Consider the following 14948-nt stretch of genomic DNA (forward strand, 5'->3'; position numbering starts at 1 on the left):
GGCAGGCTTGGAGCCGCGGGCTCCAGCCCCTCGGGGGCCGCCCGCCTGCGGTCTGGCAAAGCCAGTCCCGCGCCTCATGCTGGCWTGAAGAGTTCAGSGCGYAATCAGYGYGGGGTATTTCACCAGCAGGGGCCGCGGAACCGGCTTYGCCGGGCCGCTGGCGCCGCCCCCTCGAGGGGGGAACAAGCTACATGTAGTGAGCTTGGACAGGGGTGCATCACTTTTGGGGGAACAGGCTACACGCAGTGAGCCTGGACGGGGGTGCTTTAACCCACGCCGTGGGATTTAAACCATTCCAGGGCACGCTTGAATCCGTCATCTGCCGCATCCTTGCGGTAGCTCGGGCGATAGTCGGCATGGAAGGCGTGGGGCGCTTGCGGGTAGACCACAAACTCAGAGGCGGCTGYCGCCTTGTTGCCCTTGGCGCCGGCTTCAGTCAGTGCGTCTTTCATCTGGTTGACGGTGGTCAGCGGGATGCCGCCGTCTTGCCCGCCGTACAGGCCCAGCACCGGCGCCTTGAGGTTGGCGGCCAGGTCCAGCGGGTGCTTGGGCGTCAGCGCTGATGGCTGGCCGACCAGGCGGCCATACCAGGCCACACCGGCCTTCACGTTCTTGCTTTGCTCGGCATACAGCCAGGTGATGCGGCCGCCCCAGCAAAAACCGGTGATGCCCACCTTTTTCGCATTGCCACCGTTAGCGGCTGCCCACTTCACGGCGCCGTCCAGGTCGGCCATGACCTGTTCGTCAGGCACCTTGGACACCACTTCGGCCATGAGCTTGGCCATTTCGTTGTATTTGCTCGGGTCACCCTGGCGCGCATAGAGCTCTGGGGCAATCGCCAGATAGCCGGCTTTGGCAAAGCGCCGGGCCGTGTCGGCGATGTATTCGTGCACGCCAAAAATTTCCTGGATCACCAGCACCACCGGCAGGTTGGTCTTGCCGGCGGGCGCCGCAAAGAAAGCGGGCACCTTGAAGCCATTGACTTCATAGGTGGTTTCGCCGGTCTTCAGGCCTTCTGAAGAAGTTTTGATGGCTGTCTGCGCCATGATGGGCATGGCGGTGGCYGCGTACCCGACCCCCAGGGCCGTTTTGAGCGCGGTGCGGCGACTGGCGCCGGCTTCGGTGGACCGCCCGGGCAGCAGGGCGTCGAAGTCTTTCTTCTGGTCGTGTTCAAGCATGGCGGTTCCTCAGTAGATTGTGGGAGGTTCTCAAAAGGCAAACAGTCGGAGTCTATGCGGCCCCGGAAGTTCTTGCCACCGCAAGGCAATGACGCTGGTGTTTTCCCTTGCCCACCGCCCCGCCCCGCCCCGCCCCGCACCCAAACTCAAACGATCTTGACGCTCAACTCTGGCAAACCGTCAATATGGCATTCGATGACGTCGCCCTTGACCACCGGGCCGACGTTTTCAGGCGTGCCCGAGTAAATGATGTCGCCGGGAAAGAGCTCAAACGCTTCGGACAGTTTGGAGATCTGCTCGGCCACCGACCAGATCATGTGGTTCAGCGTGGCCTGCTGCTTGACCTGGCCGTTGACCTTGAGCCAGATTGCGCCCTTGGTGTAGTGGCCGGTCTGCGCAACCTTGTGGATGGGACCGATGGGAGCCGACATGTCAAAGCTCTTGCCGATTTCCCAGGGCTTTTTCTGGTCGCCCATGCCGCGCTGCAGGTCGCGGCGCGTCATGTCCAGGCCCAGCGCGTAACCGTAAACACGATCCAGCGCCTCGCTCATCGGGATGTTGCGCCCACCTTTGGCCAGCGCCGCCACGAGTTCGACTTCGTAGTGGTAGTTTTTGGTCAGTGTGGGGTACGGGTGGTCTGCAACCTTGCCGGGCGGCACCACCTGAATGGCGTCCGTCGGCTTCTGGAAGAAGAACGGCGGTTCACGGCTCGGATCCGAACCCATCTCGATTGCATGTGCTGCGTAGTTGCGACCTATGCAGTAAATGCGGCGCACCGGAAACATTTCGGCGCTGCCCGCGATGGGGATGTAGGTCTCAGCCACCGTGAAAGGCGTGGCCGGCGCATTTGCCGCCGTGCCCGGCGTGGCGCAGCCGACGACGGCGCCTGTCGCCATCAGGGCGCCTGTTTGCAGAATTCCGCGTTTGCTCATGTCTGGTGTTGTCATGTGTGTCTCCTGGGATTGATAAAAAGCCGGGTGAAGCTGGAGCTTGTTGTCCGTGTTTTTCTCCAACTGTCGAGCTTATGGCGAACACGCCCGGCGCAGGCAGACGCAATTACGCATTAACCGGACGATTCAATGCAACGCTGCTGCGCTGCAGCAGCAACGGCTTCAGGTTGAACCGGAAATTTTGGCGCGTACAGAGTCGCGAAAAGCCTTGGGCGTCTGGCCAAAACGCTGCCTGAAGCGCCGCGCGAAGTAGGCCTCATCGGCAAAGCCCGAGGCATGGGCGATGCTGGCGATGCGCTGGCTGCTGTGCGCCAGTTGTTCCTGCGCAAACTCCAGGCGCCGTTCGGTCACCAGGTCGGTGAAAGTCTTGCCGGTTTCTTTCTTCAGCAGATGCGCAAGGTAGTTGGGCGAGAGGAAAGCGGCCGCTGCCGCGTCGGCCAGCGTGACCTCGCCGGCCAGGTGCTCGCGGATGTAGCGCACCGCGCGCTGCAGGCTGGCACGCCGACTGCCCTGCTGCGCCTGGCTGGCCGAAAAACGCAGCAGGTCGGCTTCGTACTTGCGGCAGACCAAACCTATCAGCTGCAGCATCAGGCCGCGGATCATCTCGATGGAGCCGAAACGGCGATGCGCGTTTTCCAACGCGAGTTTTTCCAGCAGTACTTCGATCTCCGGAAACTCATCTTCGGAAAAATAGAAGTCAGCGTATTCCTGGAACAGGAAGGGCGCGAGTTCAGGCGCGCGGCTCAAGGGCACGTCTTCCAGGTCCAGCGGATCCACATCGAGGCCGGGGCGCAGGAACTGCTGCGACATATTGATGATGACGTAGCGCGAACCCTCGGGATGCGGGATCACATGCACACGGTAAGGCAGGATAAAACTCAGATAGCCACGCCGGAAAGGCCGTACCGTGCCGGCCACGTTCTGTTCGGTGTCGCCCTGCAGGCTGATCTGGACCTGGAAATACTCATGCCGGTGCGGGCGCACCAGCGGCGGCCGCACCAGCTGGGACCGGATGTCGAAGTCGAGATGGTCGGCCCGCTCGGACATGCCGTAGGTCTTGATGTCTGTCATACGCCGTATTTTCGGGCTTGGGCCTTTGCTGTTGTTTCTTTTCGGAATCTTTTATTTCTGTCTTGACAGAAATTTCAGACAGCGTATATTCAGGGCTATGGAACTCAGCCCCGTCGCCCGCAAATTCGTCGTCCACTGGGGAGAAATGGGCACAGCCTGGGGCGTGAACCGCACCGTTTCACAAATCCACGCCCTGCTTTTCTTCCACGGCCGCCCGCTGCATGCCGAAGACATCGCCGATACGCTGGAGGTAGCGCGCTCCAATGTCAGCACCAGCCTCAAGGAACTGCTCAACTGGAACCTGATCCGTGCCACCCATGTATTGGGCGACAGGCGCGACTATTACGAAACCTCGCTCGACGTCTGGGAACTCTTTCGCACCGTGGTGCGCGAGCGCAAGGAGCGCGAGTTCGACCCGACCGTGCGCATGCTGCGCGAGCTGGTGAAGGAAGACGGCTTTGAGGCCGAGTCCGCCGATGCCCAGGACCGGGTACGGGAAACGCTGCGCCTGATGGAATCCCTGGGCTTGTGGGCCGACGAGATGCTGCGGCTGTCACCCACCACGCTGGAGAAAGTGCTGCGCATGGGCGCCAGCGTGCAGAAATTCGTGCGGGGCGACAGCGACGCGAAACTCATGGATCCTTCTGAACTTTTGCCGCCTACTTTTTGATTGAAAAACCCGGCCAGCTTTGGCCCTTTTTTTGACTATTGATTTCTGTTTGTACTGAAATTTCTAAAGGAGAGAAATATGACAGGCGCCCGCATAACCACCTGCAGTGTTCCCGACCTGGGCAACACCCGTTACGACAGCTTCAAGGCCGGGCTGGATCCCACGATTTATCCGCTGACCCTGTTCTACGAATCCGCCTGCCCGCTCTGCAATGCAGAAATGAGCAACCTCATGCTGCGTGACACCCAAGGGCATCTGCGCTTTGCCGATGTCTCGGCCCCCGACTTCACCGACGTGCCCGCCGGCGCCACGATGCAAGACCTGCTGGACCTCATCCATGCACGCACTGCGGACGGCCGCGTGCTCAAGGGCGTCGAGGTGTTCCGGCTGGCTTACGAAGCCGTCGGCCTGGGCTGGGTCAGCTCTGCCATGCGCATGCCCGTGCTGCGCCCGCTGGCCGAATGGGGCTACCCGGTGCTGGCACGCAACCGCCACCGCATCCCGCGCGGCTTTGTGCGCCTGCTGTTTGAAGGCGCGGTGCGGCGCGCGGCCGAGCGCTCGGTCCTGGCGCGCTGCGACGCCGAAAGCTGCTCACGCTAAGCCGTTCCATCACCACTCACCCAACCATCCGAGCAAACGAAAGGAAATCATCATGAGTGCCAACCTGTTTTTTGTCTCCCTGCTGATCGCGCTGGTCGGCCCGGTCGTTGCGATCACTTACCTCAAGCCCATCCTCTACAAGGTGCTGCGCATGCTGTGCGACGCCGACGGCGGGGCCGAGTTCTGGATACGCTGCGCCTACCTGCTGGCGGTGTCCGGCACGCTGTTGCTGATGCTGACCTTTGGTGAATTCAATGACAGGAACGACGTCATTGACGCGGTGCGGCGATCGCTCTGGCTGGTAATGGCCGGGGTGTTTGTCACCGTCGCCATCATCGCGCGCAATGTCTGGACGCAGGTCCGGCAGTGGATAGCCGCGCAGGAGCTGGCCGCCCATGTGTCGGCTGCCGGCAGCGCCGCGCCGGCCGTACCTGCGGCTGTAGACGCACGCTAAAAAAAGTCGAAAGTATTCACGGGTCGAAGCAGCACAGAAGGAGAAGAAGAATGCTCACCACAACACCTGTTGCGCGCCGCGCCGATATGCCAAAGGGCAAGGGCCAGGAAGCAAGGCTGGCGGATATCCGGTCCTACTACAACGCCGTGGCCGATGACTACCGTGCCTGGAGCCCCGGCATGAACATGCACTTCGGCTACTGGTCGTGGCAGGTCAACCCTCTGGCCCGCGAAGCGATGCTCGAACGCATGAACCTGGAAGTGCTGAAGCGGCTGGCGCTGCCGTCCACCGGCGCCGTACTGCTTGCCGACCTTGGCTGCGGTGCCGGCGCCACGGCCAGATCGATCGTGAAAAATCGCAAGCACAGCACCGTGGACGCCGTCACGCTGGTGGCGCGGCAAATCATCCAGGGCGCCGGGCTCAACCAGGCCGCCGCCTTACCCAACCAGGTTCGTTTTCATCTGGCCGATTACGTGGACACAGGCTTGCGTTCAGGCGCGTACGACGGCGTTTACGCCCTGGAAAGCGCTTGCCACGCGCCGGGAGCCGACAAGCGGGCACTGGTACGGGAAGCTGCACGCCTGCTGCGGCCTGGCGGCACGCTGGTGATCGCCGATGCCTTGCGGCGCAACAACAAGCCCCTGCCGGGGTTCATGGAGCGCATCTATGGGCTTTGGTGCCGTCACTGGGCGGTCAACGAACTGGCCGAGAAACAGGCGCTGCACACAGCGCTTGCAAGCCAGGGCTTCACCGACATCCGGTTCCAGGACATCAGCCTGCGGCTGGCGCCCAGCGCATTGCAGATACCTCTGTTTGCCACCCGCTTTGCCTTGCGTGAACTCTGGCGGGCCCGCTTTCGCCTGTCGCCGCTGCGCCGCGGCCATATAGTGGCTTCCTACGCGGCCTTCCTGCTGGGCATGTGGCTGCCGGGTTTTGGCTACTACATGGTCACCGCGCGCAAACCAGCGGATAAGCAGGCATCGAACTAAACCTGTCAATACRCCCATGACCGCAGAACAAAACAAGCCAACAGTTGATCTCGCTGCGCACGATCGCATACCCGCGCCGAAAGAGGGATTTGCGTCTTCGGACGGCTTGCCGTTTTCAGGCTGGACGCCTTTTCTTGCCGGAGCGCTGAGCGGGCTGGTCCTGCGCCTGGTGTTTTCCGGAAAACCGGGGAGTGCACTGTCGGCCATGGCGGCCGGTTTTGTCTGGTTTGCACCATTTGCCGTAGGAGCCATCACGGTGTACGTGGCCGAGCGGCACAAGCGCAGGGGCTTTTCCTATTACCTTTTTGCACCGGCGCTGGCAACCTTCGTGTTTGTGCTCGGCAGCCTGGCCATCCTGATAGAGGGGGTGATTTGCGCCATCGTCATCCTTCCGCTCTTCACCGCCGTCGGCATGCTCGGCGGTGTGGTCATGGGCCTGGTTTGCCGCATGACCAATTGGCCCAGGCAAGCGGTCTATAGCATCGCCGCGTTGCCACTGCTGGTGGCGATGGCATTTCCACAAAACCAGGTAGAGCGCATCGGCAGCGTGGAGCGCAGTGTGCTCATACAGGCAACTTCTGCTGAAGTTTGGCAGCAGATCAACAACGCACGCGATATCGCGCCTGCAGAGGTTCAGCATGCCTGGGCCTATCGCATAGGCGTTCCGCTTCCGGTTAGCGGCATCACGACCGACACGGCTGAAGGCCCCATACGAAAAAGCACCTGGGGCAAAGGCGTTCATTTTGACGAGGTGATACGACAGTGGGAGCCGCAGCGGCATGTGCGCTGGACCTACCGTTTCGCAGAAGATTCATTTCCCGCAGGCGCGCTGGACGACCACGTGAAAGTGGGCGGCGCTTATTTTGATCTGCGCGACACCTCCTACACATTGACGCCCGAAGAAGGCGGTACACGCCTGCACATTCGCGTGAGCTATCGCATCAGCACGGATTTCGACGCGTATGCGAACTGGGTGGCCCAACGCCTGCTTGGCAATTTTTCAGAAGTGATCCTGGACATGTACAAGGCACGCAGTGAACATGCCGGGAACGCAGCGCTGTCTTGACTGCTACCGTACCGGCCCGGCCACTACGGCGTGCTGCATGACCACCGCACGCACACCATCGACGACCTTTGCCATGCGGCGGTAGTCCAGCCTGTCTGCGGTGTCCTGCGGCGTGTGATAGGCCTTGTTCCGGTAGAAAGCCGTATCGGTGACCATCATTCCCACATAGCCTTCGTTCCAGTAATTGAGATGGTCTGAAAAATCGACCCCCACCACGAAACCCGGCGCGTTGATGGAATACACCGGCAGGTCGGAGGCCGACTTCATCGCCGCCTTGACCTGGCGCGCGATGTCGCCGTCCTGGTAGAAACCCACCAGTGAAATGAAATTTCCGGTAGTGGGGTAGATCGCATTGAGAAGCCGCACAGGATGGTCCTGGCTTCCCGGCTCATCACTGAAGTAGCCGATGCACTCGAGCGACAACATGAGGGATGCGCGCTTGCCGGACTCTGCGAGAGACCGGGCGTGAATGGCGCTGCCCATGTAAGGTGTGCGGAAAAAAGGAGGCTCTTCATTCGTGTAGATCACCAGTTCCACCCGCTGGCGGAAAGTTTGCCCCTTGAGCAAGCGCACCAGCTCAACGAGGCCCGCCACGCCGCTGGCATTGTCGTCCGCGCCGGGCTGCTCACCAGCCACGTCATAGTGCGCGCCCACCACCATCACCTCAGGTGTATCAGGACCCAGCTTCACAACCAGGTTGCGGTAGGACCTGCCTCTGGCCCTGAAGCGCTGGCTCTCCACCTGAAGGCCCAATCCGGAAAGCTGTGACTCCAGATAAACGGCAGCACCTTCAAGCCGGGTTCCGTTATCGAACGTGCGGTTCGGAAAATCGGTGGAGAGTTTGTAGACCAGTTGCTTCAGTCTCGCGGCGGATGCCGTTTGCGAAGCAGGCGCTGGCGTCTCGCCAGCCGGCACAAACGGCTGGGTCAACCGGTACCAGGCATAGCCTGCCGCGGCGCCAGCCATCAGCAAGGGCAGGACGACACCAGCGACGAGGATTTTCCAGCCCCGCCTCACACACAGCCCCATCGCAGGGAAAATGGAGCCGGCTTAATGTGCCTTGTCCCAGTTGAGCCCAACGCCAATCTCCGCCAGCAACGGCACTTTCAGCTCAGCGACGCTGGCCATCAGGCGCGGGATCTCGGTACGCAGCCACTCGACCTCTGCCTCCGGCACTTCAAACACCAGTTCGTCGTGCACCTGCATGATCATTTTGGTGGCGCGCTTTTCTTCGTCAAGCACCTGCTGCACCTTGTTCATGCTGAGCTTGATCAGGTCGGCCGCCGTGCCCTGCATGGGCGCGTTGATGGCCTGCCTTTCCGCGGCCTTCTTGCGTGGCCCGTTGCCGCCGGTGATTTCCGCCAGGTACAGCTGCCGGCCAAATACGGTTTCGACGTAGTGGTGTTCCCGGGCAAACGCCACGGTCTGGTCCATGTAGTTCTTGACGCCGGGATAGCGCTGGAAATACTTGTCGATGTAGGCCGCCGCGGCCTTGGTTTCGATGCCGAGGTTGCGCGCCAGCCCGAAACTGCTCATGCCGTAAATCAGGCCGAAGTTAATGACCTTGGCGTAGCGGCGCTGCTCGCTGCTGACCTGGTCGACCGCCACCCCGAACACCTCGGCGGCCGTGGCACGGTGCACGTCCAGGCCGTCGGTGAAGGCGCGCAGCAGCGCTTCATCGCCGCTCAGATGCGCCATGATGCGCAGCTCGATCTGCGAATAGTCAGCGCTGGCGATCACGCTGCCTGCAGGCGCGATAAAGGCCTCACGTACGCGCCGGCCTTCTGCCGTGCGAATGGGAATGTTCTGCAGGTTGGGGTCGTTGCTGGAAAGCCGCCCCGTGACCGCGACGGCCTGCGCGTAATGCGTGTGCACGCGGCCGGTACGGGGCAACGCCAGCTGCGCGAGCTTGTCGGTGTAGGTACCCTTGAGTTTGCTCAGCGAGCGGTGCTCCAGCAGCTTGGCAGGTAGCGGGTAGTCTTCGGCCAGCTTTTCCAGCACCTCCTCGTCGGTGCTGCGTGCGCCACTGGGGGTTTTCTTGATGACCGGCATGCCGAGCTTGTCGAAAAAAATCTCGCCGAGCTGCTTGGGACTGCCCAGGTTGAAGGGCTGACCGGCGATCTCATAGGCCTCGGCTTCCAGCTGAATGATGCGCTGGCCCAGCTCGTGGCTCTGCGCGGCCAGCGTGGGCGCATCGATCATCACGCCGTTGCGCTCAATGCGGTACAGCGTTTCGCTGCTCTGCATCTCCAGCTCATAGATAAAGCGCAGTTTCTCGTTGGCCTCCAGCCGCGGCCACAGCACACGGTGCACGTCCAGCGTCTGGTCGGAGTCTTCACAGGAGTATTCGGCGGCCTTGGCGATGTCGACCTGGTTGAACTTGATCTGGTGCGCGCCCTTGCCGCAAAGGTCTTCATAGTTGATACCGCTGCGGCCCACATGCCGCTCGGCCAGGCTGGCCAGGCCGTGCGGCTTGGTCACTTCCAGCACATAGCTTTGCAGCATGGTGTCGTGCGCATAGCCCTGCACTTCCACACCGTGGTTGGCAAACACATGGCGGTCATATTTGACGTGCTGGCCCAGCTTGGCTTTGCTCGGGTTTTCCAGCCAGGGTTTCAGGCGCGCCAGCACATCGTCGCGCGGCAGCTGGGCGGGTGCATCAGGGTAATCGTGTGTGAGCGGAATGTAGGCTGCCTCGCCGGGCGTGACGCTGAAACTCAGGCCGACGATTTCCGCCAGCATTTCGTCGAGCGAGGTGGTTTCGGTGTCCAGCGCTACCAATTCGGCCGCTTCGATCTTTGCCAGCCAGCGGTCAAACGCTTCCCAGGTCAGCACCGTGTCGTAGTTCAGGTTGCTGGCACGTTCAGCCGGTGGCGTATCGGTCAGGGGCGCTTCGTCAAACAGGCCCGGCGAATCCGAACGGCCGCCTGGACCGCCGGCGGGTGCGGGCTTGTGCCTGCCTTCAGGTCCGCCAATCAATTCCGGCGGTGTGCTTTCGATTTCGATCTGCTTGACCAGGCCTTTGAAGCCGTACTTTTCATAAAAGGCTTTCAGGGGTTCCGTCTGCTGGCCGCCGATGGTGATGGCATCCAGGGCGGGCAGGCCGGGGATGTAGCCGTCCAGTTCGCAGTCCTTCTTGATGGTCAGCAGCTCACGGCCTTTGGGCAGCCAATCGAGTGACTGGCGCAGGTTCTCACCCACCACGCCCTTGATCTCGCCGGCGCGTGCCACCAGCGCATCGAGCGAGCCGTATTCGAGAAGCCACTTCACGGCCGTCTTGGGGCCGACCTTGGGCACGCCGGGCACGTTGTCGACCGCGTCGCCGACCAGTGCCTGGTAATCGACCATGAGCCGCGGCGGTACGCCGAATTCAGCCTCCACCCCGGCCAGGTCGCGCCGGCGGTCGTTCATGGTGTCGATGACGGTGATGTTTTCGTCGACCAGCTGGCTCAAGTCCTTGTCGCCGCTGGAGATGATGACTTCGATCCCCTGAGTTGAAGCCATGCAGGCGAGCGTTCCGATCACGTCGTCGGCCTCCACGCCGGGGACGTCCAGCACTTTCCAGCCCAGCAGGCGCACTACTTCGTGGATGGGTTCGACCTGGCTACGCAGGTCGTCGGGCATGGGTGAGCGCTGGGCCTTGTATTCAGGGTACAGCGCGTCGCGAAATGTCGGCCCTTTGGCATCGAACACGCAGGCAGCGAAGTCAGCGCGCACGTCCTTGCGCAGCTTTTGCATCATGTTGACCATGCCGCGTATGGCACCGGTCGCCGGACTGGCCGGGTCGCCCGGGTTGGCGCGCAGGTCGGGCATGGCATGAAAGGCGCGGTACAGGTAGCTGGAGCCGTCCACCAGCAGCAGTGTTTTTTTGTCGGTACTCATGAAGCCGATTGTCGGGGATATCGGCCCGCCGCTGCCCGCGGCGCCGATAGCGCCCGGCGCTGGCCTGTGGGGAAGCTTTCCGCCTACAGCCGCAGCCCCCTTATTACGACATATCGGGCTTTCTCGGCTGGGCTCCGCAGCCTACAATGCAGGCATGAACCACGCTTTCCGCCCTCTTCTTGCCGCCGCGTTTGCGGTGCTGCCGCTGGCTGCGGCCATGGCTCAAGCGCCTGCACAAAACGCAGTGCCGCCCGTGACCGCGGAGGCCCCGGCGCCTGCAGGCCGGCCGGACAAGGCAATCCAGCGCATTCGCACTGAAGACGCGGGCAGCCGGATCGACGAACTCCGTGTGGGCGGCGAAACGCAGCAAATCCTGGTCCAGCCCAAAGTCGGCGGTGCGGCTTACGAAATCAAGCCCGCAGAAGGCGCCCGGGGCACCGCCCCCGCGTCGACCAACAACGACACCAACGGCTCACGCGTCTGGAACGTGCTGAAGTTCTGATTTTCGCAGCTCCACGTACTCCAAGAACTCCAGGATCCAGTTTCAGGCATGGCCGTATATACCGAAGTCTCGTTTGACGAGGCTGCAGCGTTCTTGAACGCCCTGAATCTGGGGCAGCTGCAAAATATCAAAGGTGCCGCAGGCGGCATCGAAAACACCAACTACTTTGTGGATACCGACCAGGGCCAGTATGTGCTGACCCTGTTCGAGCGCCTGACATTCGAGCAGCTGCCGTTTTACCTGCACCTGATGAAGCACCTGGCGGCGCACGGTATTCCGGTGCCTGATCCGGCTGCCGACACCAAAGGGAACATTCTTCACCGCCTGAAGGACAAACCGGCCTCCGTCGTCAACAAGCTGCGCGGCCACAGTGAGCTGGCGCCCACATCCGGCCACTGCGCCGGTGTCGGGGAAACGCTGGCACGCATGCACCTGGCAGGCCTCGAATACCCGCGGCGCCAGCCCAACCTGCGGGGCCTGGCCTGGTGGAACGAGACTGTTCCGGTCGTGCTGCCTTACATCACGCCGGCGCAAACCAGCCTCATCCTGGGGGAGCTGGCTTACCAGAACCATATTGCGGCTTCATCCGCTTTTGGCAGCCTGCCCCGCGGTGCCATACACGCCGACCTCTTTCGCGACAACGTGATGTTCGAAGACGGCCGGCTCACCGGTTTTTTTGATTTTTACTTCGCCGGCTGCGACACCTTCCTGTTTGACATTGGTGTGTGCCTCAACGATTGGTGTATAGACCTGGAAACCGGCGTACAAGACGAAGCCCGTTCGGCGGCCTTCGTGAGGGCTTACGAAAGCGTGCGGCGCCTGACGGCGCAGGAGCGCAGGCTCCTGCCTGCCATGCAGCGCGCCGGAGCCCTGCGCTTTTGGCTGTCGCGGCTGTGGGACTTGCATTTGCCCCGTGAAGCTGCAGTGCTCAAGCCCCACGACCCCAGCCATTTCGAGCGTGTCCTGCGCGAGCGGCTCACACACCCTTACGTCCTCTAGCCCAAGCCACCCGCGGGCCTGATGACCCTTCGGCCAAGGCCTGTTTGAGGGCCTGCGCCAAGCGTCGCTGCTTTCAGGCAAACTGCCCTCCTGCAATATCCCGGTCTCGTCCGGCCCCATTTCCCGCTGAAGACCATGAAACTTAATATTGTTCCCGCAAGCACCGGCATAACCTGGGTCAGGTTGGGCATCAAGACTTTCATGCAGCAGCCCCTGGCCATGTCGGGCCTGTTTTTCCTGTACCTGGCCGCAGTCACGGTGCTTTCCTTGCTGCCGTTTTTCGGACTGATCCTGGCACTGATGATTGTTCCCGCTGCCATGCTGGGCCTGATGGCCGCCACACAGGAAGCCGTGAAGGGAAAATTTCCCATGCCCACGGTGCTTCTCAGCGYTTTTCGCGCGGGACGCGAGCGTTTGGGCGCGATGCTTGTCCTTGGTGCGATCTATACGGCGTTCTGCGTGCTGATCAACTGGATCGTACCGATGCTGGTGGACCCCCCCGTTGCCGCCGACGCGAGCCGCGAGGCGATGATGACGCCGCAGTTCCAGCTGGCCATGGCCAAGAACATGTCGGTGTCCCTGCTGCTGTACCTGCCCGTGCTGCTGCTGTTCTGGCATGCACCCGCCCTGGTTCACTGGCACGGCATTTCTCCGGTCAAAAGCCTCTTTTTCAGCGTTGTCGCCTGCGTTCGCAACGCGGGGGCCTTCCTGATGTTCGGGCTGGGCTGGCTCGGCGTATCCATGGGCCTGGTCATCGTGCTGAGCGTGCTTGCCGGCCTGACAGGCAGCGCTGAATTCGCGGCCGCGGCAATGATGCCCCTGGGCTTGCTCATCGCAGCCATGTTTTCCACCTCGATTTACTTCACGTTTCGTGATAGCTTCGTGGCCACGCTACCCGGTGACTCGCCGGATGGCGCCAATAACCCGGAAAACACCAATAACGACCCCGCTACCCCAGGAGATTCTTCATGACCCAGCACCAGCTGCAAGGCCGTACCGAACAGGACATTTTGTGGTTTCAACGGCGTGACACGCTCAAGGCAGCAGCCGCCTGGGTAGCGATGGGGGGATTGCCGGCCGCCATGGCCCAGCAGCGAAGCAATATCGTCGAGCTGAGGGGCGATGCCCTGCTCAACGGCAATCGGCTGCAGACCGGCGAAACCATCCTCACCGGCGACCAGATCCAGACCGGTCCGGGCTCCAACCTGATGTTTGTCATCGGCAACTCGGCATTCCAGGTGCGTGAGAACTCCATGATGAAAGTGGAGCGCGGCAACTCGCTCAATACCGTGAGCCTGCTGCGCCTGCTCACGGGCGCCGTGGTCAGCGTCTGGGGCAAGGGCAGCAGCCGCTCCATTGTCCTGCCCACGCTGACGGCGGGTATACGTGGCACGGGCGTCTATGCCGAGGTCTTCGCCGACCAGGGGAACCGCAGCTATTTCTGCAACTGCTACGGTACGGTTGACATGGAGTCGAACGGGGAAAAGACCGTGTCACAGTCAAGTTACCACCAGTCATTCTGGGGCGAAGTGGAGCCCAAAAACGGCCGCCGTCTCACCCCTGCCAACGCGATCAATCACAGTGACGAGGAACTGGAATTCCTAGCCGGCCTGATCGATCAGCGTACCTCCTGGCAAATTGCAGGCAGGAAAGGGATCAAGGACGGCAGCGGAAAAATGACCTACTGACCCGGCCTCACCGGCGCTGCCTATAAGGCATCGCCGGATGCGTTTTGCAGCCGCCTGACCAATGCCACCAGTTGCGGCTGCACCTGCGTCATCAGGAAATGCGGCGAAAGATTGAACCCCGGGCCGCCGCAGCTCACCACCATGACGGAGCGTCTACCCGGTGGCCGGAATGCAGCAGCAATAGCGTTAACGTCCTTCTGCCAATCACCAAAAGACGCGCAGCAGCCGTGATCGCGGTAATGCGCCAGCGCCAGCGCCATCACCTCGCGGGTTTTAGGCCACGCTTCCTCGTCCTGGACCCGAATACGCTCAAGCAGGGTCTCACGCTCCTTATCCGAACAGCCGCACAGGTAGGCTCGCCCCATCGCAGTGCTGGCCAGTGGAATGCGCGAACCTACGTCCAGGCTGAGCGTGAGCGCAGATTCGCTGCGGCAGTTTTCCACATAAATCATGCTCAGGCGATCGCGTATCCCCAGCGATACCATGGCCTGCGAACTGTCGGCGAGATCCTGCATCAACGGCCTGGCGAGCTGCCGCATGTCCATGCGCGCCAGCATGGCGCTGCCCAGCGCCAGTACCGCACTCCCCAGCCGATACCCCGCGCGACCGCTGGCGTCCTGCGCATGCTCGAGGTAGCCATGCTTGGTCAGCGTATAGGTCAAACGCGAAATCGTTGACTTGGGCAGGCCGCAACGGCGTGCCAGTTCCGTGTTGCCCAAGGACCGGTCTCGCGAGCGAAAAGCACTGAGCACATCCAGGCCGCGTGCCAATGCCGTCACAAAGTGCCGATCCTCCTTGGCATGGACGGGGCTGACCGTTCCGGGGGCCGACCTGGTGGGAACAGGAGATTGGGACATTACCAGTTCTGCATTGCGGAATAAAAAGTCCAGCGATTGTGG

General features: G+C 61.8%; 15 protein-coding genes. 9 read left to right on the forward strand and 6 right to left on the reverse strand.

Annotated features, from left to right (window positions below; all coding sequences use genetic code 11):
- Positions 1–266: 266 nt before the first annotated feature.
- The 3 genes from AC1D1X_RS03960 to AC1D1X_RS03970 form a co-directional block, all read right to left on the reverse strand.
- Positions 267–1178: a dienelactone hydrolase family protein gene (locus AC1D1X_RS03960; RefSeq protein ID WP_477697867.1), complete on the reverse strand. Its 912-nt coding sequence runs from the start codon at positions 1176–1178 to the stop codon at positions 267–269.
- Between the two features lie 146 nt (positions 1179–1324).
- A complete protein-coding gene (locus AC1D1X_RS03965; RefSeq protein ID WP_477668001.1) occupies positions 1325–2125 on the reverse strand; it encodes a fumarylacetoacetate hydrolase family protein in 801 nt (266 codons plus the stop codon).
- Between the two features lie 165 nt (positions 2126–2290).
- Complete coding sequence (locus tag AC1D1X_RS03970; RefSeq protein ID WP_477668002.1) at positions 2291–3199, reverse strand: helix-turn-helix transcriptional regulator; 909 nt, start codon at positions 3197–3199, stop codon at positions 2291–2293.
- Positions 3200–3296: 97 nt separating this feature from the next.
- Here AC1D1X_RS03970 and AC1D1X_RS03975 point away from each other — a divergent pair, with 97 nt between their 5' ends.
- From AC1D1X_RS03975 to AC1D1X_RS03995, 5 genes are all read left to right on the forward strand, one after another.
- On the forward strand, positions 3297–3869 hold the full coding sequence (locus tag AC1D1X_RS03975) for a GbsR/MarR family transcriptional regulator (protein WP_457280000.1): 573 nt from the start codon (positions 3297–3299) through the stop codon (positions 3867–3869).
- Between the two features lie 78 nt (positions 3870–3947).
- The gene (locus tag AC1D1X_RS03980) at positions 3948–4469 is read left to right on the forward strand and encodes a thiol-disulfide oxidoreductase DCC family protein (RefSeq protein WP_477668003.1); all 522 of its coding nucleotides are present in this window, start codon (positions 3948–3950) and stop codon (positions 4467–4469) included.
- Between the two features lie 52 nt (positions 4470–4521).
- Entirely contained in the window at positions 4522–4923 is a 402-nt protein-coding gene (locus AC1D1X_RS03985) for a hypothetical protein (protein ID WP_477668004.1), read from the forward strand.
- A gap of 50 nt (positions 4924–4973) precedes the next feature.
- Positions 4974–5912, forward strand: coding sequence for an SAM-dependent methyltransferase (locus AC1D1X_RS03990; RefSeq protein WP_477668005.1), 939 nt, complete (start codon positions 4974–4976; stop codon positions 5910–5912).
- Positions 5913–5928: 16 nt separating this feature from the next.
- The gene (locus AC1D1X_RS03995; protein ID WP_477668006.1) at positions 5929–6978 is read left to right on the forward strand and encodes an SRPBCC family protein; all 1050 of its coding nucleotides are present in this window, start codon (positions 5929–5931) and stop codon (positions 6976–6978) included.
- Positions 6979–6981: 3 nt separating this feature from the next.
- On the opposite strand, the gene AC1D1X_RS04000 is transcribed toward AC1D1X_RS03995, so the two are convergent.
- Positions 6982–7995, reverse strand: coding sequence for a M28 family peptidase (locus AC1D1X_RS04000; RefSeq protein ID WP_477672184.1), 1014 nt, complete (start codon positions 7993–7995; stop codon positions 6982–6984).
- Positions 7996–8028: 33 nt separating this feature from the next.
- Positions 8029–10860: a DNA polymerase I gene (gene polA / locus AC1D1X_RS04005; protein ID WP_477668008.1), complete on the reverse strand. Its 2832-nt coding sequence runs from the start codon at positions 10858–10860 to the stop codon at positions 8029–8031.
- Between the two features lie 154 nt (positions 10861–11014).
- Here polA and AC1D1X_RS04010 point away from each other — a divergent pair, with 154 nt between their 5' ends.
- The 4 genes from AC1D1X_RS04010 (at position 11015) to AC1D1X_RS04025 (ending at position 14049) form a co-directional block, all read left to right on the forward strand.
- A complete protein-coding gene (locus AC1D1X_RS04010) occupies positions 11015–11362 on the forward strand; it encodes a hypothetical protein (protein ID WP_457279994.1) in 348 nt (115 codons plus the stop codon).
- Positions 11363–11410: 48 nt separating this feature from the next.
- Positions 11411–12361: a homoserine kinase gene (locus AC1D1X_RS04015; protein ID WP_477668009.1), complete on the forward strand. Its 951-nt coding sequence runs from the start codon at positions 11411–11413 to the stop codon at positions 12359–12361.
- Between the two features lie 135 nt (positions 12362–12496).
- Entirely contained in the window at positions 12497–13333 is an 837-nt protein-coding gene (locus tag AC1D1X_RS04020; RefSeq protein WP_477697868.1) for a BPSS1780 family membrane protein, read from the forward strand.
- A complete protein-coding gene (locus tag AC1D1X_RS04025) occupies positions 13330–14049 on the forward strand; it encodes a FecR family protein (RefSeq protein WP_477668011.1) in 720 nt (239 codons plus the stop codon). Before AC1D1X_RS04020 ends, AC1D1X_RS04025 begins: the two co-directional genes overlap by 4 nt.
- A gap of 20 nt (positions 14050–14069) precedes the next feature.
- Here the strand turns inward: AC1D1X_RS04025 and AC1D1X_RS04030 are convergent, their stop codons facing one another.
- Positions 14070–14906, reverse strand: a complete 837-nt coding sequence (locus tag AC1D1X_RS04030) for an IclR family transcriptional regulator (protein WP_477668012.1) — start codon at positions 14904–14906, stop codon at positions 14070–14072.
- Positions 14907–14948 lie beyond the last annotated feature (42 nt).

The organism is Polaromonas sp. P1_G4, from assembly GCF_056405475.1.